The organism is Pollutibacter soli (genome assembly GCA_029269725.1).
In the GTDB taxonomy this organism is placed as follows: domain Bacteria; phylum Bacteroidota; class Bacteroidia; order Chitinophagales; family Chitinophagaceae; genus Pollutibacter; species Pollutibacter soli.
On record JARJHS010000006.1, the window covers coordinates 381,758 to 406,702 of the forward strand.

The 24,945-nt window shown below is 42.4% G+C and carries 21 protein-coding genes; 4 read left to right on the forward strand and 17 right to left on the reverse strand.

The genetic code is table 11. The features are described from left to right. Nucleotides 1-251: 251 nt before the first annotated feature. The 5 genes from P2W82_RS16675 to P2W82_RS16695 form a co-directional block, all read right to left on the reverse strand. Complete coding sequence (locus tag P2W82_RS16675; protein ID WP_336517050.1) at nt 252-1,151, reverse strand: TolB family protein; 900 nt, start codon at nt 1,149-1,151, stop codon at nt 252-254. Between the two features lie 244 nt (nt 1,152-1,395). Beyond that, nucleotides 1,396-1,821 (reverse strand): hypothetical protein, encoded by a 426-nt coding sequence (locus tag P2W82_RS16680; RefSeq protein WP_336517051.1) that lies wholly within the window; start codon nt 1,819-1,821, stop codon nt 1,396-1,398. A 114-nt stretch (nt 1,822-1,935) separates the two neighbouring features. Beyond that, entirely contained in the window at nt 1,936-2,961 is a 1,026-nt protein-coding gene (locus P2W82_RS16685; protein ID WP_336517052.1) for a bestrophin family protein, read from the reverse strand. A gap of 1,478 nt (nt 2,962-4,439) precedes the next feature. Next, nucleotides 4,440-6,983, reverse strand: a complete 2,544-nt coding sequence (locus tag P2W82_RS16690) for a phosphocholine-specific phospholipase C (protein WP_336517053.1) — start codon at nt 6,981-6,983, stop codon at nt 4,440-4,442. Between the two features lie 143 nt (nt 6,984-7,126). Further along, nucleotides 7,127-7,654 carry a hypothetical protein gene (locus P2W82_RS16695; RefSeq protein WP_336517054.1) on the reverse strand — a complete coding sequence of 176 codons (528 nt, stop codon included), beginning with the start codon at nt 7,652-7,654 and terminating at the stop codon, nt 7,127-7,129. A gap of 165 nt (nt 7,655-7,819) precedes the next feature. Here P2W82_RS16695 and P2W82_RS16700 point away from each other — a divergent pair, with 165 nt between their 5' ends. The 4 genes from P2W82_RS16700 (at nt 7,820) to P2W82_RS16715 (ending at nt 12,101) form a co-directional block, all read left to right on the forward strand. Then, nucleotides 7,820-8,470 (forward strand): 3-keto-disaccharide hydrolase, encoded by a 651-nt coding sequence (locus P2W82_RS16700; protein WP_336517055.1) that lies wholly within the window; start codon nt 7,820-7,822, stop codon nt 8,468-8,470. Between the two features lie 258 nt (nt 8,471-8,728). Next, on the forward strand, nt 8,729-10,183 hold the full coding sequence (locus P2W82_RS16705; protein WP_336517056.1) for a circularly permuted type 2 ATP-grasp protein: 1,455 nt from the start codon (nt 8,729-8,731) through the stop codon (nt 10,181-10,183). A gap of 23 nt (nt 10,184-10,206) precedes the next feature. Further along, nucleotides 10,207-11,148: an alpha-E domain-containing protein gene (locus P2W82_RS16710; protein ID WP_336517057.1), complete on the forward strand. Its 942-nt coding sequence runs from the start codon at nt 10,207-10,209 to the stop codon at nt 11,146-11,148. An 8-nt stretch (nt 11,149-11,156) separates the two neighbouring features. Next, nucleotides 11,157-12,101, forward strand: coding sequence for a transglutaminase family protein (locus P2W82_RS16715; RefSeq protein WP_336517058.1), 945 nt, complete (start codon nt 11,157-11,159; stop codon nt 12,099-12,101). A gap of 30 nt (nt 12,102-12,131) precedes the next feature. Here P2W82_RS16715 and P2W82_RS16720 read toward each other — a convergent pair whose 3' ends face one another. From P2W82_RS16720 to nuoH, 12 genes are all read right to left on the reverse strand, one after another. After that, complete coding sequence (locus P2W82_RS16720) at nt 12,132-12,803, reverse strand: hypothetical protein (RefSeq protein WP_336517059.1); 672 nt, start codon at nt 12,801-12,803, stop codon at nt 12,132-12,134. Nucleotides 12,804-13,089: 286 nt separating this feature from the next. Further along, on the reverse strand, nt 13,090-13,959 hold the full coding sequence (locus P2W82_RS16725) for an aldose 1-epimerase family protein (RefSeq protein ID WP_336517060.1): 870 nt from the start codon (nt 13,957-13,959) through the stop codon (nt 13,090-13,092). A 351-nt stretch (nt 13,960-14,310) separates the two neighbouring features. Next, the gene (locus P2W82_RS16730; RefSeq protein ID WP_336517061.1) at nt 14,311-16,104 is read right to left on the reverse strand and encodes a chloride channel protein; all 1,794 of its coding nucleotides are present in this window, start codon (nt 16,102-16,104) and stop codon (nt 14,311-14,313) included. Between the two features lie 29 nt (nt 16,105-16,133). Continuing rightward, complete coding sequence (locus tag P2W82_RS16735; protein ID WP_336517062.1) at nt 16,134-16,385, reverse strand: hypothetical protein; 252 nt, start codon at nt 16,383-16,385, stop codon at nt 16,134-16,136. A gap of 386 nt (nt 16,386-16,771) precedes the next feature. Then, on the reverse strand, nt 16,772-17,161 hold the full coding sequence (locus P2W82_RS16740) for a hypothetical protein (RefSeq protein ID WP_336517063.1): 390 nt from the start codon (nt 17,159-17,161) through the stop codon (nt 16,772-16,774). A 13-nt stretch (nt 17,162-17,174) separates the two neighbouring features. After that, complete coding sequence (locus tag P2W82_RS16745; protein WP_336517064.1) at nt 17,175-18,575, reverse strand: NADH-quinone oxidoreductase subunit N; 1,401 nt, start codon at nt 18,573-18,575, stop codon at nt 17,175-17,177. Nucleotides 18,576-18,591: 16 nt separating this feature from the next. Beyond that, nucleotides 18,592-20,079, reverse strand: a complete 1,488-nt coding sequence (locus tag P2W82_RS16750) for a complex I subunit 4 family protein (protein WP_336517065.1) — start codon at nt 20,077-20,079, stop codon at nt 18,592-18,594. 3 nt (nt 20,080-20,082) lie between these two features. Next, nucleotides 20,083-22,014 (reverse strand): NADH-quinone oxidoreductase subunit L, encoded by a 1,932-nt coding sequence (nuoL, locus tag P2W82_RS16755; RefSeq protein ID WP_336517066.1) that lies wholly within the window; start codon nt 22,012-22,014, stop codon nt 20,083-20,085. Between the two features lie 13 nt (nt 22,015-22,027). After that, nucleotides 22,028-22,342 (reverse strand): NADH-quinone oxidoreductase subunit NuoK, encoded by a 315-nt coding sequence (nuoK, locus tag P2W82_RS16760; protein WP_336517067.1) that lies wholly within the window; start codon nt 22,340-22,342, stop codon nt 22,028-22,030. Nucleotides 22,343-22,620: 278 nt separating this feature from the next. Beyond that, the gene (locus P2W82_RS16765; RefSeq protein ID WP_336517068.1) at nt 22,621-23,166 is read right to left on the reverse strand and encodes an NADH-quinone oxidoreductase subunit J family protein; all 546 of its coding nucleotides are present in this window, start codon (nt 23,164-23,166) and stop codon (nt 22,621-22,623) included. Continuing rightward, nucleotides 23,163-23,639, reverse strand: a complete 477-nt coding sequence (locus tag P2W82_RS16770; protein ID WP_336517069.1) for a 4Fe-4S binding protein — start codon at nt 23,637-23,639, stop codon at nt 23,163-23,165. The genes P2W82_RS16765 and P2W82_RS16770 overlap by 4 nt, the downstream gene beginning before the upstream one ends. An 11-nt stretch (nt 23,640-23,650) precedes the next feature. Next, nucleotides 23,651-24,727 carry an NADH-quinone oxidoreductase subunit NuoH gene (gene nuoH / locus P2W82_RS16775; protein ID WP_336517070.1) on the reverse strand — a complete coding sequence of 359 codons (1,077 nt, stop codon included), beginning with the start codon at nt 24,725-24,727 and terminating at the stop codon, nt 23,651-23,653. Between the last annotated feature and the right edge of the window lie 218 nt (nt 24,728-24,945).

The following is a 24,945-nucleotide window of genomic DNA, read 5'->3' on the forward strand; positions in this document are numbered from 1 at the left end:
TGATCTGCGCCCATCTGTGGGAAATTTTTGAAAATATCGGACTCCCGGCTTAATCTTATTTATTCAGAAAACACCTGTTAATTAAATTCAAATCGGAACAGCAACGTTTTTTTCAATGACTGATGGAGTGCATTTCATTTCTGGTAACCGCTTTCGTCATTGTGAAAGAGCTGAAAAAATAATTTTCAAATTCCTTCCGGTATGTACGCAATGAATTTGCTTTATGCTCGAGATGTGATTTAAAACAAAGCCTACAACCGCCGATATTTCACATACGCAATCCATTCTCCATCGGGCGACCATGCAGGCACATTGATTGTACCTTGTCCACCAAAGAATACAGGCGTCAGATCCTTTATCACTTTTGTTTCCACATTCATCAAACGCAGCTTTACATCCTTTCCGAAGGGGTGCTGACCCTTTTGATCCTGCAGGTAAGCGATGTAATAAATATGTTGATTGTCCGGCGAAGGGTGCGCAAACCAGTTGTCAAAATCATCACTGGTTAACTGTGTCTGTCCGGAACCATCTGGTTTCATCCTGTACAAATGCATTCTTCCGGTCCTGTTGGAATTGAAATAAATCCACTGACCATCGTAACTGTATTCAGGTCCGTCATCAAGTCCTTCCGCGTCAGTCAGTTTTGTCTCCGAAGTATCCATGAAATTTTTCCCGTAGACATCCCATTTTCCGTTACGCAAAGCACAGTACACGATGGTTCTTCCATCAGGACTGATACCATGCCAGTAACTGGGATTATTTTTTGCTACCAGTGTGAAATCACCGCTGGCAAAATTGTAGGCATAAATTCTGGACACGTTTGACCTTACCGTATCATCCCGGCGACTCATCAGCAATACAGATCCATCGAAACTTAAACCATGATCGTTATTACAACCCGTTATTTTATCGGGAGCGATTTTACCCAGGTTTTTTCCATCAAGACTGATCTTCTCCAGGAAACCTTTGGAATTAATGATCAGGAATTTGCCATCTCTTGACCAGTTGGGCGCTTCAAAATGTCTCTCTTCTTTCAGGATAACTTTTTCCTGTCCGGTTTTAATATTCAGAAGAATCAATGTGCTTTCGACGTTTGTTTGGTTTTGAGCGAATCCGGACACTGAAATCAGTAGGAAAAAAAGAATTCTCATATGAACATTATTTCGTTGTCGAAAATTCAAATGAATATACATGAAAGGCAATTCATTTGTGGGTGTTTCCCTGACGACCCGAATTCGACACAACGTTAAAAATGGAACAACAATAGATAATAAACCCGCATTGCCCTGGATAATAAGCTCCCTGTTGCGAATATTTTGGGTGTTCCGAAGTACATTAAGTGCGGAATAACATTCCCACTGGAACACCAACAAATAGATTCTGCATTAAAGAACGCTACTTTTCAGGATTCGCCTTCTCGGTCCGGCCATCATTTACACTTCCTTTGACCACCAGGGCAATCAATGCAAACACCACCCATACCGCAGAAAAAGCAATCAGCCCATACAAATTTGATTGTACGTCTTCGGGATCAAACCTTCCATGAGCAATATGAAATTTCTTTTTTGAATATTCCTGTCCATATTCGATCGCAATTCCAAACAAGTAGAGAAATCCGAATACGAGGATATGCTTCCAGAGTTTTCTTCCGGCGAAGAGAATATTCAGAAAAGCAGCGGCGAGAAAATAAAATGCAGCATGCAATTCTTTATCATAATGCCTGAACTGCGACGGCAGTTTCAGGATAAAGCCAACAATGGCAATTCCAAAGCAAATAATGGTTAGCGAAATTTTAAATCCGCGAGATAATTTTAAGTCCATGCTGTTGATTCAATTCCCTACTGAAAAAAGATGTCTGAAAAGCGTTAACTGAATTATTGAAGACTTGTTGTCCCTGGATCTGCTACTTTCACATAAGTTTAGATTTCTGCAACATCACATCAGAACCCCGTTCTTTGGTTGTATAGCAGGTGGCACATCCGTTTCTCCGATCATCTGTAAAAGATCAACTTCGATAGTCCTGCATATAGAAAGCATCGGCACATCATTCACCAGGCCTTCAAACGGATTTTCGGAATAATCACCAATCAGTTCCATCACGAGGTACACCCAACCGATCAGCATTCCAAAGGGAATGGCCAGCCACATGGCGATCGGGCCGAGCTTATGAAATTCGCCAACCAGCCCGAAGGGCAATAGAAATATAAATATGCTGACGAAAATAAAACTGAAGCCCCCGTATTGTCGGGGTAAAGGAAATCTTTTCAATCGTTCGGCCATACCCTGTTGCTCATAAAAGTCGTTCAGCACTTTCTGCATTTCCAGTTGACGCAGCAATTCAAGCTGACCTTCTTTGCAATGGAAAGCGAGCTGCTGACTTTGTTTATCGATGATCTGCGTTGCCAGGTTGACAAAAGGTTTTGCAGGATAAAGATCAGCATCCGGTAAATATTTCTTTGGCCAGTCCGGATCCACCTGGTCAACAAAGGCGCCCGCACCGAATCGGTCTCTACGCCCACGGCTAAACGAACCCCAGATCCATTTCAGGCTGACATGTTCCCAGGGAGTTGGAACCAACAATTGGGAACGTAATGTATATACCCATCCGATATGGCGGAAAATCAATTTGCGTTTAATATTCTTTAATTCTTCCTCATCCATCGTATTACTGACGATATATGATTTAACCATGGCCGCCCACATCCTGCTGCTGTTGACTACAGCGCCCCAGATCCTTCGCCCCTCCCAAAGACGTTCATAGGATTGATTGTTTTTGAAACCCACATAAAAAGCAACGGCAGTACCTACAACTGAAACAGGTAGCCAGGGCAATGCGATCCATTTCCAGCCAGTGTAGTTGTAAACGATGGTTACAAGAAACATCCAGGAAGCAAGCCAAAGCAAATGATGGCCGGTGAAATGGTAAATCGTTCTTAACGTAATCGATTTTCGGATGAGCATGCAGTCAAAATAAAAAAAACAGCTGAATGGCTGTCGTGATCAATTTAAATCCAATATATGATTTTATGCAGATTTATACGGGAGGCAGGTGAATGTTTTCGAATTGATCATTTCTCATTGCATAATCAAGGCCTGTTTATTAGGTTAGATTCAGATAATTCAAAAATTTCCAGCTGATCTGCGCAGATTAAATACACGCAGAAGACGCAGAAAAACGTCAGCGTATTCTGCGTCTTCGATCTGCGAATTCTGCGGGAAATAGTAAATTCAAAACTGACAAAGAAAAAATCAGGAGTAAAATCAGGCTGGCCGATACATGAGCTGATGAGAGCGTAGTTTCCAGGGTATATAACTGATCAGTCCAACAACCGACGCTTATATATCACACAGCAAATGCATTCTCCTTTTCACCAAAAATCAGCAATGTCAGTTTTTGAACTGAAACTTACAATGGAGTTTGCCGGATGAATACAGCAGTCCTATACCGTTCAGAATTTCTTTTAAACTGATTTGTTTTATTTTGAAATCTGTCAATGATCCGGGCTGCGATCAAATTGGTAGGTTAACTATACCCGATCATCACAGCGATCACAAAACAGCAAAGACATTTAAGATAATAGTTCATGGCCGGTAATTTTAAAATGAAGGGCTTTCCCGGATTGGCATTGAACTGTTCATTCCGCTTACGATGGGAATGATACTGAAGGATTTCTTAGAATACAGGAAGGATCTGTGGTGGGAGTCAGATATTCAAGGTAAAAACTTTTTTTATGAAATCATAGTCTTTTGGCCAGGAACTTGAAGAACGGCAGTAATTTTTGCAGGGAAAACGCATGCGTTTTCCCTGCAAAAATTCATTTATCTGTAGAATTTATCCTCCTTCCCACGGGAGGGATTTGTTCTAATGTATTTAAAAACTTCTCCAACGAAATAACATCCCTCATTATATGATCATAAAACCTGGGTTGCTATTAAAATGCGAATCCCAGACGATGAGTATGTTTTGAAACTGCCGATTTGTATGATCCGATTATTGACGAAAGAGAGTTCTTTCGCTGATTTTGAAATCATTGGGAACCAGTCAATGGATCATCGTTTTGTAGGGACAACGCATGCATTGTACCTACAATTTTCAAAATCCCGTGAATGTGATTAGGCATTACCATAAATTCGCTCAATTTGGTGTTATCGGCGTGATTTTTAATTTCGTACCACATAATGTCAGCAATTAACCCCACGTTCGATAACTGCATTTTTCCATTTTGTATTTCACCAAAATAATTTTGTTTATTTCTCGTACAAATGGTGATGAAATAATCCGCAGGAGAAAGATAATCCCGGGATTGCGAATGGAGATTGGACATACGGTTGTTCAAAGGCCATTTATTTTGAACTCCATGAAATGGCCTAAAATTATACTACTGCTTTTCCAGAAAAATCAGAAAAACAATACCGACCGGACGTATTTTTCTGACGTATTACAAAACCCTTCCCATTAACGGATCCGTAATGCTGTCTTTTCCTGTTTCCACACGTCCCGCATATCTTCTTTCGAAGGAATTATTTCCGGCAATGCGCACACTGAAATCATACCATCTATGTGATTTTTCAAATGAAAGGGTCACCAGTTTTACTTTTCCTTTTCCTGTGCCGGCAGCAGGCAATACCAGATCTTTTTTCGGTGCTCCGTACGCGTTATCAATCAGCTCAATCCTGTATTCCTTTTTATCAAGATTTTCCAACCCAAGTGTGATACTGCCGGTTAGTAAATCAATGCGCTTTAAATCAGTGTCGTACTTCATAGATACATTCACCAACACTTCATTTTCACTGCCTGAAAACTCGCGGAAAAATCCGTTCGGGCCGTAGACCAGCAAATGATAATTTCCATTTTCAAAATCCCTGATTGTCCAGCTGTCTTTTAACTGATCGCCGGAACTGACTGCGTAAGCTCTTGGTGATGCATTTTCATTCCTGAATTTTCCACGGGTATAGACATGAAAAGGGGCGCCCGCGGATTTCGAACCGAATACGGTATTTGAAGCACCAAGAATAATTTCGATTGAATTTTTATCGGCACTGTACCTGGCATCGGCATTCAATACATAAGGCAGACTATTTGAAGGACGGGTACCTTTTTCCTGGTCAGGAATCAATGAAGATGAAAGCGGATCCTTATTGATCTGCGCAATTTCTTCGCTGGTCAGTTGCTTGTAATTCGAAGGAACATTCCTGAATTTCGCTTTATGAATGCTTTCAATAAATTCTTCTTTCTCTACAGGCTTCGGAAGATTAATTTTCTCCCCGTTATAAGGTCGGAAAGTGGAACTCAGGTCGCCACAAATGGCTCTTCTCCATGCGCTGATCTCGGGCACTACTATTTTCCTCTTAAATTTCTGACTCAGAAACTTTTCCAGGAATTGCAAGGAAGAAGTATGATCAAATACTTCTGAATTCACATAGCCACCCCGGCTCCAGGGCGAAGCGATTACTAACGGCACACGATACCCGAGTCCGATCGGGCTCACACGTATATGCTCTTTGTCCGACTGCTGGTCTGCATTCGCTACATATTCGACTCCTGTATTGATACCTGCAGAGACAAGACCAGTATCTTTTTTATACGGATGCGGTACTACAAAAGGCGGAATATGATCAAAGTATCCGTCGTTTTCATCATAAGTTAGTATGAAAATCGTTTTTTTCCAGATCTCCGGATTTTTAGTGAGGATATCCATCACTTCACTGATATACCACGCGCCATACCAGGCAGCTCCCGGATGATCAGAAAAATTTTCCGGAGCAACCAGCCAGGATACTGTTGGTAGTTGGTTTGATTCAACATCTTTCCTGAACTGATAAAGAATATCCCCTTTAGGAATCAGCAGTTCTCTATCAACACCATTATCATTGTATTTTAATGACGTCAGTTTGTGGTAATCAGCATCACCCCTATTCGTATCAAATGCTTTTTTGTGAATATTTTTGTCAAACTCAGAAAGTGTATTGAATTTCTCCGCGGTACAATTCTTTTTGTCTTCTTCGATTTCAATTTTCTTTTGCTTAATCCATCCTATCTCGTCTGTATTCCGCTGTGCTTCAGGAGAATCTGCAGCAAGCGTTTTTGCCTTCTCTTCTCTTTTCAGCAATTCAGCATCGAGCTGTCTGGAAATCTTCGGAAGGGCGGCGATGTACTCCGGATGTAACTTGACATTGTATTGTTTGAAAAACTCAATCGAATTGTCAGTAAAGTTTGCCAGCCATGCATCCTCTTCACCTTCAAACCCAACACCAACACTCAATTCGTTCTGATAAATTTTCCATGGAATTTTATTTTCCTCCAATACCTCCGGACATGTTTTCCAGCCCACCATATTTCCATAGTCAGCATCGCCATTCCAAACTGCCGCCAGTGCATTTGCATCTGGTTTTTCGCGGATAGTACCTGTCCAGAAATACAATCGGTTGGGCGTTGTGCCTGTTAATGCAGAGCAGAAATTCTGGTCGCAAACGGTGAATGCATCCGCAAGAGAATAATAAAACGGGATATCCTCACGGGTAAAAAATCCCATAGTGAGCGGCATATCTGCATACTCTTTATGCCCGGAACGTTTTGACTGCAGCCATTTATCATATTTTCCATCGTTCCTCGCATCCACCTGGTTACTCCACGAATGCGGCAGTGAGCTCATCCACGTAATTTTCGAATTATGGATATCGTAGTGAAAGGGTGCAAATGTTTTTCCTTCCGCATTCGTCTGCAGCCAGACCGGGTTATTATCGGGCAGCCTGATCGCTCTTGGATCGTTGAACCCGCGAACGCCTTGCAATGTGCCGTAGGTATGATCAAAGGATCTGTTCTCCTGCATCAGGAAAACAATATGTTCGGCATCCATAAAAGTAGAACCTGGCGCCGGGTCAATGGCCATTGCCTTTGCGATAGAAGCGGGCAATATATTGATCAGACCTGTACCCGCTGACAATTGCGCTGCTCTTTTCAGAAACTCTCTTCGTGTATCCATGATGTTAAGTACGAAGGGTGAAAATACAACCCGATTATTAACGGGTTGTTATGTTTATGCAAAAAAACCTGTACCGATCGGCTCAAATTCGGGCTGCTTTAATTTTCCAGTGAAAGTAAAACAGTACTGCCCTTTTGCCGGATTCAGCTTTTCTTCCGCCGGTATTCAAGGTCGTATTCGGTGGTCCAGGTTTTACCATCATCGTCACTCCTTTCTCCAAGCTGACGTACTTTATCATCTGCCAGTTTGGTAAAAGTTAGTCTTCTCATAAAATATTTTCCAGAGCCATCAGCCACTTTATCTGCATAATAAATTACCTGGCCATTGGTACCAGTTCCTCTTAAAAATTCCGTTGTGTTCCCGGTATTATCTGTCCAGGTTTGCTGCCACTGTTTGCTGGCAATATTATAGCTATTAAAGCTTTTGCCTTTAAATAAGAGATTCTGTTGTACCGAAACGCTGGTCCATTCCTCCAGGATCACACAACTATCGAGGATAAGCGAAATTTTACTGGTACCCGCAGCTTTATTGTTTTTATCGTAGACATTCCAGTCGCCGATCCAAAAATCCAGTTTCCTGAATTCGGGACTGCTGCAGGGTTTATTCTGAGAAAACAGATGTAAACTCAGGCCTGCTGATACGATCAGCAAACAGATCAAATGCCGTTTCATTCCTTTCTATTTTAAATTTTCAATTCAATACCATTTAAACTTATTCATCAGTTGCCAAAAAGAAATTTTTTTTCACAGTGTACCCCATTCGCGGTTGATGATTATGAAGGCTATAAAGAACTGCAAATTCCTCATTACCTGATCAATTTAGTTTAATTTCAACCTATGTATAAGATTATTCTGATCATCGCCCTGGCGCAGACTTTTCTCAGTATAACCGGCACAAAATCAATGCAGGAAAAAGGATTTGAAATTCTCTTCAACGGAACCAATCTTGATAAATGGATTGGAAACAAAACAGATTATGTCATCGAGGGAAAAACTCTCGTGCTGCGTCCTGAAAACAAAGGCAAGGGTAATTTATATACTTCCAAAGAGTATGGTGATTTTGAACTGCGATTCGAATTCAAATTAACAGATGGAGCTAACAACGGCATTGGTATCAGAACGCCTGCCGAAGGAGATGCTGCTTATGTGGGTATGGAAATACAGGTGCTGGATGATAATGCAGAAAAATGGAAGGATCTGAAAGATTATCAATATCATGGTTCTGTGTATGGCGTGATTCCTGCGAAGAGAGGTCATCTCAAATCCAATGGCAGCTGGAATGAAGAACGAATCATTGCAAAGGGTAATCGCATCACGGTGATACTAAACGGCACAACTATTCTTGATGGTGATATTGCAAAAGCATCTGAAAATGGTACTGTTGATCACAGGGAACATCCTGGTCTGAAAAATAAAAAAGGACATATCGGCTTGCTGGGTCATGATACGCCGCTGGAATTCAGAAATATCAGGGTGAAAGAATTGTAGGCAAATGGATCGCCATTTTTGCGCCGGGATTTAAGGCTGATCCCCGTTAATTGCAGAGATAAGGTATGCCCAATCTCTGCAATTAACGTCTCTGTTTTCAACTTCAATGATTGCCCCGCGTTCATAGGCCATCTTTCCGCCTTCAACCTTAAACTTTCAACCGGCTGTTCACTTCGTAATTCTAAAACCCCTATCTTCATCCTACCAACTTAAGCCGCCGAATGGCCGGTTACCGGCCTGTCATTTTAATTTTTGAATATGACCGGTGAAGCGTTATTACAGGCTTATAAGACTGACCCCCATAAGTGGGACGAGATGCTCCAGAATGGCAACCTTCGCCCGGAGTATCGGCATGTATTTGAGACCCTGAGATCCTCAGAAGTTGAGCATCTCCTGCAGAAAGATAAACTGGCGGGCGAACTCTTCATGAACCAGGGTATCACATTTACTGTGTATTCCGACAATGCCGGAATCGAGCGCATATTTCCTTTCGATATCATTCCCCGCATCATTACCAAAGACGATTGGGATAAAATTGAACGCGGTATCAAGCAGCGTCTCAAAACGCTGAATCTTTTCCTGAATGATATCTATGGCGACCAGCAAATATTGAAAGATGGAATAGTACCGGCTGAACTGATTGCATCCTGTCCGCAGTACACACGTGAAGTTCATGGAATCAAAGTCGCGCATGATATTTTCGTTCATATTGCCGGGATCGACCTGATTCGCGGTGCTGATGGCGAATTCTATGTGCTGGAAGATAACCTGCGTACACCTTCCGGTGTTTCCTATATGCTGGAAAACCGCGAAGTGACTAAAAGACTTTTTCCGGATCTGCTTTATACTAATAAAGCACGCATGGTAAGCAACTATCCCTTGTTGTTATACCAGATCCTTTTGTCTATGGCTACCCGCCAGATTGCCAACCCCGTGGTGGTTTTGCTCACGCCGGGCATTTATAACTCCGCTTATTACGAACATACATTCCTTGCACGCCAGATGGGTATCCCACTGGTGGAAGGTCGGGACCTGATGGTAGATAACCATAAAGTTTACATGAAAACGACCATGGGTCTGACACAGGTAGACGTGATTTATCGGAGGATTGATGATGACTATCTTGATCCGTTGGTATTTAAACCCGAAAGCGCATTAGGCGTGCCCGGGTTGATGAGTGCATATCGCAAAGGAAATGTGGCATTAGTGAATGCTGTTGGAAACGGCGTTGCTGATGATAAAGCAACCTATGCCTATGTGCCCGCAATGATCAAATATTATCTGAATGAAGATCCAATTCTTCCGAATGTTCCTACATACCAGATGAGTGAGGTAGATGCAAAAGAATATGTTTTCAAAAACATCAATTCGATGGTGTTGAAACGTACCAATCAATCCGGTGGATATGGAATGCTGATGGGAAATAAAGCAACACAGGAAGAGGTAGATCTTTTCAGAAAAGAAGTTGATAATGATCCAAGGAATTTTATCGCTCAGCCGATCATCCAGCTTTCCACAGTGCCCTGTTTTATTGATGGAGAACTCAAGGCACGTCATGTGGATCTGCGTCCGTTTGCACTTCAGGGGGCTGATGGAATTCATATTGTCCCTGGCGGACTGACTCGCGTCGCCCTACGTGAAGGCTCACTCGTAGTTAACTCATCACAGGGTGGTGGGAGCAAGGATACCTGGATCATCGATTTAAAAGATTAATCAGTAGCAATCAACCCGGACATATGCTGAGCAGAATTGCAGATTCTTTATACTGGCTCGATCGGTACATGGAAAGAACAGAGGGCATCATTCGTATTCTCAGAACTGAATATGTATTGTCGCTCGATAAAAGCCAGGAAAATATTACTTCGTGGAGATCTATCCTGGAAATTTTCAGTCATGCTGACGAAGAAAAAATGCAGCTTATAGAATACAATGGTAATATGGTGTTGCAATATGTCTTCTCAGATACTTCCAACAATAATTCACTGAAAGTTTTGCTGAATCGTGCACGTGAGAATGCCCGTGGGGCCCAGGATCATATTACAAAGGAAGTTTGGGAACAGGTGAACCACATGTACCATAGCGTGAATTCGCCACAGTTTGTCAATAGACTTACATCACAGGATGCACTGCCAGCGCTGGATCGGATGACGGATATGATCACGCTTTACAATGGTGTTGCAGGAAGCACCATGCCACGAAGTATGGGCTGGTATTTTATGAATATCGGAAAATTCATTGAGCGATGCCTGATTACTATCGAAATGACAAATCTCTATTTCAGCAATATCAATTATGATTTAGAAGATACACGTGATATCCTGTACTGGAGAAATCTTCTCCTGTCTCTTTCAGGATATGAGCTTCATTTAAAAACTTATCGCAGTAATAAGCACACGCTGAATGTACTCGACCAGGTTTTATTTAACAGGGAGTTCACACGTTCAGTACATTACAGCATCGCAAAGATGGATCACTACCTGAAGCATGTGATCACAAAGAATAATCCGCCACAGAAAGAAAAACTGACCAAGGAATTCGGCCGGTTGATGAGTCTTATTGAATATGCTGACTCAGAACAGGTGAAAAATGTTTCCACCGAAAATTTTCTTGACCTGATCCGTAGCCAGCTCTTACAGTTCAACAAATTATTTGCCCAGGTATTCTTTTCTTATTCTTAGTGTGAGCCATGTCGATTTTCAAAATTCACCATATTACGCAATACGATTACGACCGACCGGTACGGGAAAGTGTAAACGAAATCCGGATATTCCCTTATGTATGCCCGGAACAGGAAATGCTACACCAGGAGCTGAACATCACCGGTCAGCCCAGTCTTCACGTATTCCAGGACTACTGGAAAAACAAGGTAGCAACATTCAATATACAGGAGCCGCATCAGCTTTTGCTGATTGAAAACAAACTGATCGTAAGAACAACAGTCACGACCGAGCCCTATCTCAATTATAATACAGGTAAGTCTGCATTGGAGACTGATGTCAGAAACCAATTGCAGTTGCTTGAGCTAACAAAAGCGGATCATATCGAGCGGCAGGAAGAGATCAACGAGATCATCGAAAAGATTGATCAGCCCTGGAAAAGTATTGCGGGTATTGTACAGGATTGCAGTCAATACATCTTCCAGTATTTCCAGTACATCAAAGGCATTACGAATATCGAATCTACAGTCGATGAAATTCTGCAGCATAAGGCAGGTGTTTGCCAGGATTTCGCGCATGTGATGTTGCAGGTTTTGCGAAGCATGAAGATTCCTTCGAGATACGTAAGCGGGTATATCTGCCCCAACAAAGACGGACTTCGCGGTGAGGGCGCAACGCATGCGTGGGTGGAAGCCTGGATACCTATGCATGGCTGGGCTGGAATTGATCCCACAAACAACGTGTGGGTTACACATAAACACATCAAACTCGCAGTTGGTCGCAACTTCAGTGACTGCTCCCCTGTCCGAGGTTCTTTCAAAGGTCCGGCAAGACAGCTACTTAGTGTATTCGTCTCCGTTGGATACGAAGATGGACGTGTTTTCGAAGATCGCTCAAGGGTGAAGATGAGTACTACCGAATCGGGAGAACCAGATGAGGTTTTTCCGGAGAGTTTCGCGAGTCAGCAGCAGTAGGTTCTACGTTTAACGTTTAACGTTGGACGTTTAACGTGACCACACTTCATTAACCGGATTTCCTGCAGAACTTTTTCCTGAGTGATGCCATTCTTTTCCTTCCACTTTTCCATCAAAACTGAGAGAGGCTCCAACACGTTGCGGATCGCGGGAGAAAAATTCGATATGCTCGGTGTACTTGCCGTTTTCGAAAGTATAGCTACCGCCACCGGTTCCGGAGAACTCGCCGGTTTCTGTATTGATCGCGGCCCAATGGAATCGTTTTCCTGAAAGTAATTTTATCGTTTTTCGTGCACCGCGATTACTGATATCATTGCCATCACGTCTTATGATTTTCCAGTTTCCTGCCAATGGACCAGTACCATCATCCGTTTTCTTCCATGTCTCAGTTTTACCATCGCGTGTTAATTTCAATTCAGATCCGGCTATTGCATATGTGTAGCTGATTTCATTTCCAACTACAGATTTATCCGCAGAATTAAATTCAATCTTTCCCTCCAGTTTATTTCCATGGGGTTTTGCAGTTCCTCCGTTTGTCTGAATGAATTTCTTTCCCGCAATATCAAAACTGCTGACACTGAAATAATCATCAATGATCACCAGCGTATGTGTCACGGAGCCTTCTTTGAATTCCCAGGCACCTTTCAGCTGGGCTTGATTTCCTCCGAAAAAAAATACAGAGAGTAGAATAATGTATTTCATAATGGCAATTTTAAAAGTACAGTTCCGGCTTTTATAGGACCTTGGATTTATTTCTGGACCAAATAGCGCTTGCTGAGTAAGTCATTTTTGGGACAGCATCCGATATACGTGAATATCTCCCGCCGATCCCGCGGATCAAATACACGCGGATTTTCGCAGAGGACGTTCAGCGCAAATCTGCGTCTTCAATCCGCGCAATCTGCGGGAAAATGAACACCTCGAATACTTTCAGCAACCCGATACACGTGAGTTCTTATCTGGCGTTTAGGAATTTTGCTCGCCTCATTCAGAAAAGTTCTACCACCCAGCTTCTCTGCCACACCCGTGAAGGATCCAATAAAACCACACCGGGCTTGTCTTTTAATTCACCACTTGCATCAACCTCATCAGCATGGCCCTGCCATGGCTCTATGCAGACAAAAGGAGCAGCATTGGCAGCGGCCCATATTCCGAGATAAGGCCAACCCGCAATAGTAAAGCGAAAGCCATGCTGGGATTTAGTTGTCTTCAAACTCACCCAGTCTGATTTCAAATGCTTCAGTACAACCGCATCTTTAACAAATAAATCGGGGGATAGTTTTAATTTATTCTCATCGATCAGTAATGGTTCATATTGTTTCAACAACAATCCATTCGCCAAATTATATCGCCCGCTGGTTTCACGATGTTCAAATTCCAGATAATAATCTTCGTAAGCCAACTGAGATTCCAATGGGACTGCAAATGCAGGATGCGCGCCGATACAAAATAAAAGTTCTTTACTCCCGCTATTTACTACTGTATAATTTACAATCAATGCTGAGTCGACTAATGTATATTTCAATTCCAGTTGAAAATCAAAAGGAAAAACATGCAGACTCTCATCGTCCGATTTCAAAACGAACTTTGCTTCATTATCACCTGTTTTTACTGCGGTAAAATTTCTTTCCCGCGCAAAACCATGCCTTGGTAATTTGTAAGTATTCCCTTCAAAAGTATACTGGTCATTCCTTAGTGAACCGACTATCGGAAACAGTACCGGAGAATGTTTTCCCCACCATCTGGCATCGCCTTTCCAGATATAATTGAGGCCAATGTCTTTTTTTGTGAGGGTTGTAAGTTCCGCACCCAAAGGATTTATGGTCGCGGAAAGAATTTTATTTGAAATGGAAACCATGATCAGAATTTTCGGTTATGCGGGATATTTACGTCTGGATACAAAGTGATTCTCTAATCAGATTCTAATCAGCTGCAATTACTATACAATTCAAAGAAAAACAATTCCGTACACACCGCGAAAAAATAAGAAACAGAGAACAGAGAACCAGGGTACAGAAGACGGATACAGAAGACGGTGAACAACCAAATGCAATTACTGAAAAGTTATTGTTTGTAAATCGTAGGAATGAACTGCATCGCGTATTCTACGATTTACATTATAAACGGTATTTCATCAAATGGGAATTGCTGCTATAGGTGGCTGATTGTGCTATCAACACCTGGATTCTGCTACCTGTATTCTCTAAAATCACTTTGCTGTCTCTTCAAACAGATCCTGCTGTTGCGTCATCACTTCCCTGTACTGCTCAAATATTCGGGATTTGGAAACAAACCCGATGACTGTCAACTCTGTATCGACGACAGGAAGAAACCATTTTCCCGTTCTGTCCATTTTTTGCATCACCATCCTGATGGAATCCTGTGAATGAATAACGGTATCTGATTTTTTCATGAGTTGTTTTATAGTCATCGATTTATATAAATCTTCTCTGAAAAGGTATTGCCTTACTTCATCCATCGTAATTAATCCTTCAAACCGTTCTTTTTGGTCGACAACTGCAAAAATGGTAATGCTACCTGTTCTCATTTTCTCAACCAGATCCCCGAGATGCTGGTTTGTCATCAATACAATAAAATTCTTATCGATTACCTGGTCCAGTGTAATTGCTGAAAGAATATTACTGTCCTTATTTTGTGTAAACACCTCTCCTTCAGAAGCGAGCTTTTTCAACTCCATCGAATGAGGCTCAAAATGTTTTACGATAAAATAGGAGAAGATGGATACCACCATTAAAGGAATGATCAACCAGTAGCCGTTGGTAATTTCAGCAATCAGAAAAATTGCTGTTAATGGTGCATACATTACGCCACTCAGAATTCCTGCCATACCTACCAGCGCAAAATTGCTTTCAGGTAAACTAAACCATCCTGTTTTGTTGAGTATTCTCGAAAAAAAGAATCCCAGATAGGCACCGGTAAATAGTGAAGGTGCAAAGTTCCCTCCATTTCCGCCGCTGCCAATGGTTATAGCAGCTGCGACTGGTTTAAATAGTACGATAAATCCTGCCAGCAACAGGAGCCGCCATTCCGCATCGAAACTTTTCAACAGACCTGTCCGGTTCTGAATATGTTCAGGTGTACCATTTGCAAGAAATCTCACGGTATCGTATCCTTCACCAAACAAGGGGGGCAAAAAAACATACAGACCAATCAGGATTACGCCACCGATAATGGCTTTTAAATACACATTCGATTTCCAGTCTTTTATCCCGAGTTCAACCTTCTTAAATACGCGTGCATAATAGACAGCAACAAAACCCGATAAAATTCCAAGCAGGCTATACCAGGGAATATTTCTGAAATTAAAATCGGTGCCCAGGATAAAATTGAACATCACATCTTCACCGAGTATTATTTTTGAACACAATACTCCTACTACGGCGCTTACCACCAGTGGTATAAAATAGCTTACGATTGTTTCAGCCATTAATACTTCAATCGCAAAAATAATTCCGGTAATGGGTGCGTTAAAAATGGAAGCAATACCAGCAGCAGCGCCACATGCAATCAATAAAGTGCGTTCCTGGTAATTAACGCCACTGAGTCTGCCAACCGTTGAACCCCAGGAGGCACCAGTAGCCACGATCGGCGATTCCAATCCTGCTGATCCACCAAGACCAACCGTGAGTGAACTGGTTAAGACATGGGAATAATTGTTCTGCGAAGGAATAATAGAAGACTTCCGCGCTATCGCGCGTAACACCATCGCAATGCCTTTCTCCAGCTTTCCTTTAAAGAGGCGCTGAATAACTACAACTGTAGTCAGTAGTCCGACTACAGGATAGATTAAAAACTGATAAGATTCAGGATCTCTGAGAACAAAAGCCTGGAAGCGATGTACGATTATTTTAAGAAGTACGGCAACCAGCCCCGAAACCAGCCCTGTGATTGCCGCAAGCAGCATCATCAGTTGGATCCGGTTAAACCTGATACGTAAATACTTTATGACATGCTGATAAGGTTCTGTCAGAAATTTTTTCAACTCAAAATGTTCAGTCGCAAAAATAAATCCTAAGCTGCAAAAAGCTGACCAGCAGAACAGAAATGAAATACAATTATCAAAATGATATTACTATCCTTCACAATATCAGATTCTCCTGTGTTTTTAAAACCTGATCCCACCAGATTGCCGGCGTGTTTTTCTGCCAGGATCTGTTGTTTCACACTTGTTTCCGGCTCCTGCCAGCATGTATCTTCGCTCTGATGGATACCGGTATTAATCCTGACCAGCAGCAGCTGTTGCTGGAAAAAGTTAGCTAACACTTCTGCGGAAGATGATGATGCAGGTGATCGTCCTGGGCGCGCTCAGGACCACTTGCTATTATCATCCTCCCCCAAAAAGGTGGTGGAGGCGGGGGAGGGTAGGGAGGGCCCATGAGACTCGCTGCAGAGAAACAGGATTCGACAATTTGAAGACTTTTACATGAAAAAATCATACTTAGTAAAAATCTGTTTTGATCAATTCCTTATCCTGAAGACCAGACCGCCGTGCAAACTTTATTTGTCCGGCGACTATAAACACGGTTCGGCTGATTTTTCCTATAGATAGTTAACAAAGATAGATTATTCAGTTGCTGTTGTAGAATGGTCGACAAAATACCAGGATATTAGCGCTGAAATGCCAAACTTTTCCCGTTCCTGTTCCGCATTCAGTTTCCTGTATTCTCAAAATAGGGCACATCGTCCCTTGATTCGTTTGATTTCTGTTGCCAGTATTCCATCGTTACCACGCGACCACCCGGCGCGCGAAGCAACCTCCCAAAAATGGCATTGGTGGGATTGAATCTAACATCAGTAACACCGATCGTAAATGTTTCAGGCAATAGCGGAGGCGGCTCTGGTGGTGTCGCTGCAGGATCAGCAATTTTTGGAGGAGGAGGAGCTTTGGGGGGAGGAGACGGTACGACAACAACTGTATATTTATTGAACTCCAGAAGCGATTTCAAAAATGCCACCCGTTGCGGTGTCGCCAGTTTTTCTACTATGGCACATTTGATACCATCAAGCTCTTCAAACAAATGATTCTGATTAATTGCCATGCGCAGAAATATTTCAGATACTTATCCTTTGTATATAATCATAGATCCAGCTAAAGACACCACCAAGTAAAATGCCCGCAGTACAAACGATCAATGTAAATCTGTCGCTTCGCGCTGTTTTTAATTCCGGCATTGCATGATCCGCATCTTCCATAAACATCAGCTTCACAATCTGCAAATAGTAATACAACGACACCACCATATTCAATGCAGCGATCAGGATAAACCAGACATGACCCGAATATGCACCTGTTCCGATAAGAAAAATTTTACCAAAAAATCCAGCGGCCGGTGGAATACCTGCGAGGGAAAACAATGCCAATGCCAGCATCCATGCAAGAAAAGGATTTGACTGGCGAAGTCCCTTTAATCGTTTAATATCCTCGATTCCCGCATGATCATACAAAACGCCAGCGACAACAAATGCAGCGAGATTGGAAAAAAGATACACAAGAATAAAATAAGTCACAGCCGTGGTTGCCGTAACCGGAACACCCACCATCGCCACTAAAATAAATCCTACCTGAGCAATCGAGGAAAATGCAAGGAATCGTTTGATATTATGCTGACGAATTGCAAATAGATTTCCTATAATCATAGTTGCCAGTGAAAATGCGACCAGCAACCAGTGCCAGACTGCTTCATATCTGGAAAACACCTTAAACAAAAGTGTCAGCAGTACAAAAGCCATGGTTCCTTTGGATATGACAGAAAGAAAAGCTGTTACTGGCAAAGGAGATCCTTCATACACATCGGCCGTCCACAAATGGAAAGGAACAACAGATAATTTGAATGCAAAAGCACTGAATATAAAAACCAGAGCGAGAATGGGAAATCCTGTAATCACGTCTGAAGTGCCGACAATATCGAATTGCAGACTTCCGGTAGCACCATAAAAAAGAGATATCCCAAATAACAATACGCCGGAAGAAAATGCAGATGATAAAATCAGCTTCATCGCAGCTTCCGAAGACTTCTTTTTTTCCAGTTCAAAATTGGCAAGCGCGGTGAGAGGTAATGTTGACAATTCCAATGAGAGATACAACATCAGCAGATTTCCAGACGATAAAAGAAAATACATACCTAACAATGAAGATAAAATCAACACAAAAAATTCCGTAAGGTGTGCATGTTTTCTGAACCAACCGCTGAAAGAAAGGGAGATCAGGTACACCCCAAGGCTAAGGGTGGTTTTCTGAAAACCTATGAGCGGACTATTGACAAATAGCGAACCGAAAATTGAGCCTCTTGTATTTCCTATCGCTGAAACAAAAACATTAATTAACAGCAGGACCTGCACCAACGACAATATCTTTTCATTCGCCAAACCTTTACCCAATTTGAAGAGTAAAAGAGTGAAGATGATCAAAGTGATCAGCAGCTCGGATTTCATCAATATTAAAAAATCGGGCATAGATCTCTATTGTTTGTTATCCGGTGGCCATCTGTTTTATAATTTCCTGCGTCGCCGGATTTACAAGTTTGTACAACACAAAAGGTAAAACTCCCATGATCACGATTCCTGCTATCAGAATAACCGCTGCCAGCTTTTCATTCCACATCGCTTTCGGCAACTCTTCAAATTCTCTGTTCTTAACTGGTCCCATAACAGTGGAGCCAATCGCGCGAAGTATGTAGACAGCTGTAATTACAATGGACATACAGGCCAATACAGTTACCACACGATAAATTGTTTCGGGTCTTTCCCAACCGCCCATAAACACTGTCATCTCCGCGGGGAATCCACTTAAGCCAGGTAAACCAAGAGAACAAAGCCCGGCAATAAACATTGCTGCGGAAATGAATGGGATCGTCTTCAGCAATCCCCCCATTTCACTCACCTTTCGCGTATGCGTACGAGCGTACATCATCCCGATCACTGCGAAGAAAAGTGCCGTCATCAACCCGTGAGATACCATCTGAAATACTGCACCATTGATTCCCGATTTCGTCAGCATTCCGATTCCCAGTAAAACAAAACCGCAGTGACTGATGGAAGAATAGGCATTGATGTATTTCAGATCGGTCTGCATCATGGTCGCAAATGCACCATATACAATAGCGATGGCAGCGAGTATGACAATCACAATGCTGTAATGCTGTGCGGCTTCAGGCATTAAGGTTGTGGCAACCCGCAGACAACCATAGCCTCCGAGCTTCATGGAGATTCCAGCAAGAAACATGGAACCTGCAGTGGGTGCAGACGAGTGACCGTCCGGCACCCAGGTATGAAATGGAAAAATGGCAGTAAAAATGCCAAAGCCAACAAATACCAACGGAAATAAAATCAATTGTGATTGTAGAGGAAGTGGATTTGATAGAATGGTTACGAAGTCAAAACTCCTTTTTCCGATCGGCATCTGGTAATACATAAATAGAATGCCAACCAGGATCAGTGCAGAGCCTGCCATCAGCATCAACGCTAGCTTATTTGCACTGTAATTTTTATTACCACTTCCCCATATACCGATCAGCATGAATTTGGGAATAACAGCAATTTCGAGGAAACAAAAAAGTGTGAAAAGATCCAGCGAAATAAAAAATCCATATGCACCCGACGCAAGTAGTAGAAGCAAAATGAAAAACTCTTTCCCCTGCTTTTCGATGTTCCATGAAACAAGAATACCTGCAGTCACTACGAGCGATGTCAGCAGGATCATTGCAACGCTGATGCCGTCAACTCCAAAATGCAGACTCGCGTTCCAGCTGCTGAACCATTCTATTTTTTCATCAAAAAGAAATAAGCTGCTGTTTCCCTCCCTTCGTTGCTCCGCAAATGAAACAGTCAGTAAAGCCACCGCCATCATTTGCAATATTGTACCCGCCAAACTCACGAACTTCGTGTGCTTTGCAGGCAAAAGAATTACCAGCAATGCTGTGATAACCGGTAGAGCAGGTAATAACCAGAGCGGCAACATTTATTAGTTTCTGTTTATAAAAAAAATAATGATCAATACAGATGCAATTACGGTGAACAGGTATACCATCCCGTACAATTGCACTTTCCCTGATTGCAATTTTTTTATTTTGCTGGCAAGTCCTATTGTTGAATTGCCGGAAAAATTCACAAGTGCATTAACAACGTTTTTATCAAACCATGCAGCGGGTTTTCCGATACCATTCATGATAACTTTCTTCGTCAGGAACAACCACACCTCATCGATATAAAATTTATGATATGCTGCTTTGTACAAATTTCCAAGGCGTTGTGAAACTTCCTGCGGTCTGTTGCCTGGTGCATTATACAACCACGCAGCTGTCGACACCCCTAATATTGCAAGCAGAACAGGCGCTATCGAAAACACAAGGTGAAGTTCTGTGGCTAAAGGTCGTCCGTCAGAACTAACAAATCTTCCGAAAGGAATAAGCCCCAACACCACAGAACCGGCTGCAAGTACAAAAAGCGGTACCATTTGTCCTGCGCTTCCTTCTCTGTGTTCAGGTTGATGAAGATGTTTATTGCTATTTCTGAAAATCAGGAAATACAATCGGAACATATAGAATGCAGTCAGGGCAGAAGTAAAAAGCGCGATCCAATACACCGGTTTGTTTCGCTCCCATGCTGCGAGCAAAATTTCTTCTTTACTGAAAAAACCTGCAAACGGCGGAATGCCAGCAATTGCAAGACAGGCAATCAGGAAACTGATATGTGTCAGTGGCATACTTTTTCTCAAGCCACCCATCTTACTTACTTCATTGCTGTGCACTTCGTGAATCACAAGTCCTGCACAAAGAAATAAAAGCGCTTTAAAGAATGCATGTGTAAACAGATGAAATTGAGATGCTGTAAAACCAAGCCCTTCTTCGCCAAAACCGGAAACGCCAAGAGAAAACATCATGAACCCGATCTGTGACATCGTGGAATAAGCCAATACTCTTTTAATATCTGTTTGAGTACATGCAATAATTGCAGCAATCAATGCAGAAAACACACCGACATATGCAATCAGGTTTAGTATTTCAGGAGCTGAAAAATAATAGACGGGGAATAATCTTGCTACCAGGAATACGCCCGCCACCACCATCGTTGCGGCATGTATCAATGCTGAAACAGGTGTCGGACCTTCCATCGCATCGGGCAACCACACATGCAATGGAAACATCGCGCTCTTACCGGCGCCTCCGATAAAAACCAGCAGCATGGCCCAGGAAATGGTAGAAATACCGAGCCATGCAGATGAGGTAGAAACTGATGCTGATTTACCATGACCAAATTGTCCGATGATCGCCTCAAAATCCAGTGATTTCGCTTCGAAAGCAAGAATCAGAATTCCGATCAGTAATCCAAGGTCTGCAAATCGTGTAATGATAAACGCTTTTTTTGCCGCTGCAACTGCAGAAGGTTTTTGATAATAAAAACCAATCAGCAGGAATGAGGAGACGCCGACCAATTCCCAGAAAATATACATCTGGAAAATATTTGACGACATCACCAGCGCCAGCATGGAAAATGTAAATAAACCGAGGTATGAAAAATATATATTAAATCGTTGCTCCCCTTTCAGATAACAGATACTGTAGCTGTGCACCATCAGGGAGATAAAACTAATCACCACCATCATCATGACCGCAACCGGATCAAGCAGCAATCCCATTTTAATTGAAATTTCCGGCGTGAATTGCAGCCACTCATATTCTGTAACCAGTATTTTCCTGTAAGCGCCACCACTACCGCCATACACAAAGAAATAGTCGTACGCTGTCAGTAAAGCTGCTCCAGCAGAAACAAGTATCGCCCCGGTGCCGATGGCCCCTGCCCATCGTTTAATAAAGTTTCCGTTTGCAAGCCCCAATAAAAGAAAGGCCGCAAATGGCATTATTGGAATCAGCAGTATCAATATCAGCTCCGGCATAAGTTTGAAAGGGTTAGTACTTCATTTCTTCAGCGGCGTTCACATCAATGGTGTTATGACTACGATATAAATTGATAATAATAGCGATCGCCAGCGCAGCTTCAGCGGCAGCAATCGCAATAATGAACAAAGTAAAAAACACACCATCCAGTTTCTCAGGCCATACGTATTTATTAAATGCGATGAAATTCAGACAAACACTATTTAATATCAGTTCGATGCTCATCAGGATTGTAATGAGGTTCCTTCTTGTAAAAAAACCATACACGCCAATAAAAAACAGCGCAGTGCTGATGAAGAGGATATGGTATAATCCGGGGGTGTTCATTTCGTTGTTCGTTGTTCGTTGTTCGTTGTTCGTTGTTCGTTGTTCGTTGTTCGTTGTTCGTTGTTCGTTGTTCGTTGTTCGTTGATCGTAGAGACGCGATGCATCGCGTCTCTACGATCAACGGCAAACGGTTTTCAGTTTCTGTTTTCAGTTTTCTGCATCCTTCTTTTCCATAGACACAACGCATGCGCTATCCCTACAAAAAAAACCTGACATTAAAATGTTCCTGTTCCCTGCTTACTATTGCCTGGCTGTTACTACTTACCACTTACTACTTACTACTTACTGGCGTTCTCACTGCCTATTGCCTCCTGCCTGCTGCCTGACTTCATCGCAATCACAATACATCCTATCATCGCTGCAAGTAACAAAATGCTCACCACTTCAAATGGAAGCGCGTACCCTTTATCATCAATGCTCAGCATTTGCTGTCCGATGTCAGCAACGCGCGGGCCACCAAAGTCGTGATCATCGAGCGGAAACGAATGCTTTACTATCTGCAACATGCACAAAGCGAACCCGCAAAAAGCAGCGAGTGCCGAGAAGAACTTCCTCGAACCCTTCTGCGGCGGCAGCAACTCACCTGATTTCTGTGTCAGAAAAACAGAAAATATAATCAGCACCGCTATCCCTCCCGCATACACGACGATTTGTACAGCAGCGATAAATTCAAATTGCAACCAGAAATAAAATCCGGCCATTCCTATCAGTGAGAAAAGAAGATAAATAGCAGAACGGAAGATGTGTCTGCTGGTTACAGCAAGCAATGCGCTACCCAAGGTCAGCAGCGCCAGCAAATAAAATATTACGGCTGAAGCAGTCATTCCACGCCTTCTTCCAGTTTGGAACCGGGTTGGTTTAATGTTTTGGTCAGTAAACTTCTATCGTAAACACTATGTTCAAATGTCTGTGCCATTTTAATGGCATCCGTCGGACAGGCCTGGATACAGAGATTACACATGGTACACAATTCAAGATGATATATAAATGTATCCAGCGCCTTCTTCTTCTTCCCCTCAGCGTTTACTTCAAACTTTGTAATAATCTTAATAGTTCCGTTAGGACAGGCCAGCTCACATGCAGTACAACCGGTGCAACGATGTGTATTCTCTTCGGAATGCAGCATTACCACTTCACCACGAAATCTCTCCGGCAACACCAGTGTCGCGCGGTTATCCGGATACTGTTCGGTAATGATTTCTTTATGGTGAGTAAAATAATACCCGGTGCGCTTCATTCCCGTGAGCAGTGATTTTACCGCTCCAAAAATGTCACCAAAGTATTTTTTTGCTCCCATTGTCATTCAATTTAAAAATGCCATTTCATAATCGCAATCAATGTCACCAATAAAATATTCACCATGCTGATTGGCAACAGATATTTCCATTCCAGGTTAAGCAACTGATCAATGCGAAGCCTTGGAAATGTCCAGCGAAACCACATGATCACGAAAATGAGGAAAAATGTTTTACCAAAGAACCACATAGATGAAGGAACATAATCCATTATCTTATTGAATCCTTCCCAGTTTCCGATATGTAAAGGCATCCATCCACCAAGGAAAATCGTTGCAGCGATGGCGCAAACAATAAACACATTCACATACTCCGCCAGGAAAAAAAGCGCAAACTTCATTCCCGAATATTCCGTGTGAAAACCCGCCGTCAGTTCTGATTCTGCTTCAGCCATATCAAAAGGTGCGCGGTTGGTTTCAGCTGTTACTGCAATGATGAAAATTATAAATGACAGGATTACCGGAAGATGCCCTTTGAAAATCCACCATCCATCTGCCTGTGATTGAATAATTTCAGAAACACTCAAACTACCCGTGAGAACAACAATGCTTAGTAATGAAAGTCCGGCTGATAATTCATAGCTCACAATCTGTGCCCCACTTCTCATCGCCCCAAGCAATGAATATTTATTATTACTGCTCCAGCCTGCCATTAATATCGCAATTACTGAGAGTGACGATACAGCAGATAGATAAAGCACTCCGATATTCAGATCCCATATCTGAAAATTCCTGGCGAAAGCAATCGGCGCCATCAGCAGCATCGCTGATATCATGGCAATAAACGGCGCAAGGTTAAACATCACCTTATCTGCTCCTGCTGGTGTCAGGCCTTCTTTAACCAATAATTTCACTGTATCCGCCACCGTTTGAAACATGCCTTTCGGCCCCACCCTGTTTGGTCCCAGGCGAATTTGCATATATGCAGAAACTTTTCTCTCCATCAACACCAGTATCAATCCCAATACGGCAAACAATGTGATCACGAGCACGCATACCAGGGCCATCTCGATCGTCACCGCCCAGAAAGGACTGAAACTTTCGTACAGCCAGTGATTGATTTCAGATGTTATGCCCGATAGGCTCCACATTTTGAGTTATAAGTTATGGGTGTTAAGTTATAAGTTAAAGGTTGAACGTATAACGTTAAACATTAAACGTAGAAACCTGCGTTTGCAAATTTGTTTCACATTTTCAAGAGCCGGCTGTTCCCTACTTACTACTGCTATGTAAAAGGCTGTGGTGCCGAAGCGAAAGCTCAGCATTGTTAAAAGTTTCTACAAGTCAATTCAGAAATTTTCTCCACCTG

What these genes read in the sequence shown, in the direction of transcription:
- P2W82_RS16675 (WP_336517050.1), bottom strand. Translation starts at nt 1,151, where the DNA reads ATGAGAATTCTTTTTTTCCTACTGATTTCAGTGTCCGGATTCGCTCAA.
- P2W82_RS16680 (WP_336517051.1), bottom strand. Translation starts at nt 1,821, where the DNA reads ATGGACTTAAAATTATCTCGCGGATTTAAAATTTCGCTAACCATTATT.
- P2W82_RS16685 (WP_336517052.1), bottom strand. Translation starts at nt 2,961, where the DNA reads ATGCTCATCCGAAAATCGATTACGTTAAGAACGATTTACCATTTCACC.
- P2W82_RS16690 (WP_336517053.1), bottom strand. Translation starts at nt 6,983, where the DNA reads ATGGATACACGAAGAGAGTTTCTGAAAAGAGCAGCGCAATTGTCAGCG.
- P2W82_RS16695 (WP_336517054.1), bottom strand. Translation starts at nt 7,654, where the DNA reads ATGAAACGGCATTTGATCTGTTTGCTGATCGTATCAGCAGGCCTGAGT.
- P2W82_RS16700 (WP_336517055.1), top strand. Translation starts at nt 7,820, where the DNA reads ATGTATAAGATTATTCTGATCATCGCCCTGGCGCAGACTTTTCTCAGT.
- P2W82_RS16705 (WP_336517056.1), top strand. Translation starts at nt 8,729, where the DNA reads ATGACCGGTGAAGCGTTATTACAGGCTTATAAGACTGACCCCCATAAG.
- P2W82_RS16710 (WP_336517057.1), top strand. Translation starts at nt 10,207, where the DNA reads ATGCTGAGCAGAATTGCAGATTCTTTATACTGGCTCGATCGGTACATG.
- P2W82_RS16715 (WP_336517058.1), top strand. Translation starts at nt 11,157, where the DNA reads ATGTCGATTTTCAAAATTCACCATATTACGCAATACGATTACGACCGA.
- P2W82_RS16720 (WP_336517059.1), bottom strand. Translation starts at nt 12,803, where the DNA reads ATGAAATACATTATTCTACTCTCTGTATTTTTTTTCGGAGGAAATCAA.
- P2W82_RS16725 (WP_336517060.1), bottom strand. Translation starts at nt 13,959, where the DNA reads ATGGTTTCCATTTCAAATAAAATTCTTTCCGCGACCATAAATCCTTTG.
- P2W82_RS16740 (WP_336517063.1), bottom strand. Translation starts at nt 17,161, where the DNA reads ATGGCAATTAATCAGAATCATTTGTTTGAAGAGCTTGATGGTATCAAA.
- P2W82_RS16745 (WP_336517064.1), bottom strand. Translation starts at nt 18,575, where the DNA reads ATGCCCGATTTTTTAATATTGATGAAATCCGAGCTGCTGATCACTTTG.
- P2W82_RS16750 (WP_336517065.1), bottom strand. Translation starts at nt 20,079, where the DNA reads ATGTTGCCGCTCTGGTTATTACCTGCTCTACCGGTTATCACAGCATTG.
- nuoL (WP_336517066.1), bottom strand. Translation starts at nt 22,014, where the DNA reads ATGCCGGAGCTGATATTGATACTGCTGATTCCAATAATGCCATTTGCG.
- nuoK (WP_336517067.1), bottom strand. Translation starts at nt 22,342, where the DNA reads ATGAACACCCCCGGATTATACCATATCCTCTTCATCAGCACTGCGCTG.
- P2W82_RS16765 (WP_336517068.1), bottom strand. Translation starts at nt 23,166, where the DNA reads ATGACTGCTTCAGCCGTAATATTTTATTTGCTGGCGCTGCTGACCTTG.
- P2W82_RS16770 (WP_336517069.1), bottom strand. Translation starts at nt 23,639, where the DNA reads ATGGGAGCAAAAAAATACTTTGGTGACATTTTTGGAGCGGTAAAATCA.
- nuoH (WP_336517070.1), bottom strand. Translation starts at nt 24,727, where the DNA reads ATGTGGAGCCTATCGGGCATAACATCTGAAATCAATCACTGGCTGTAC.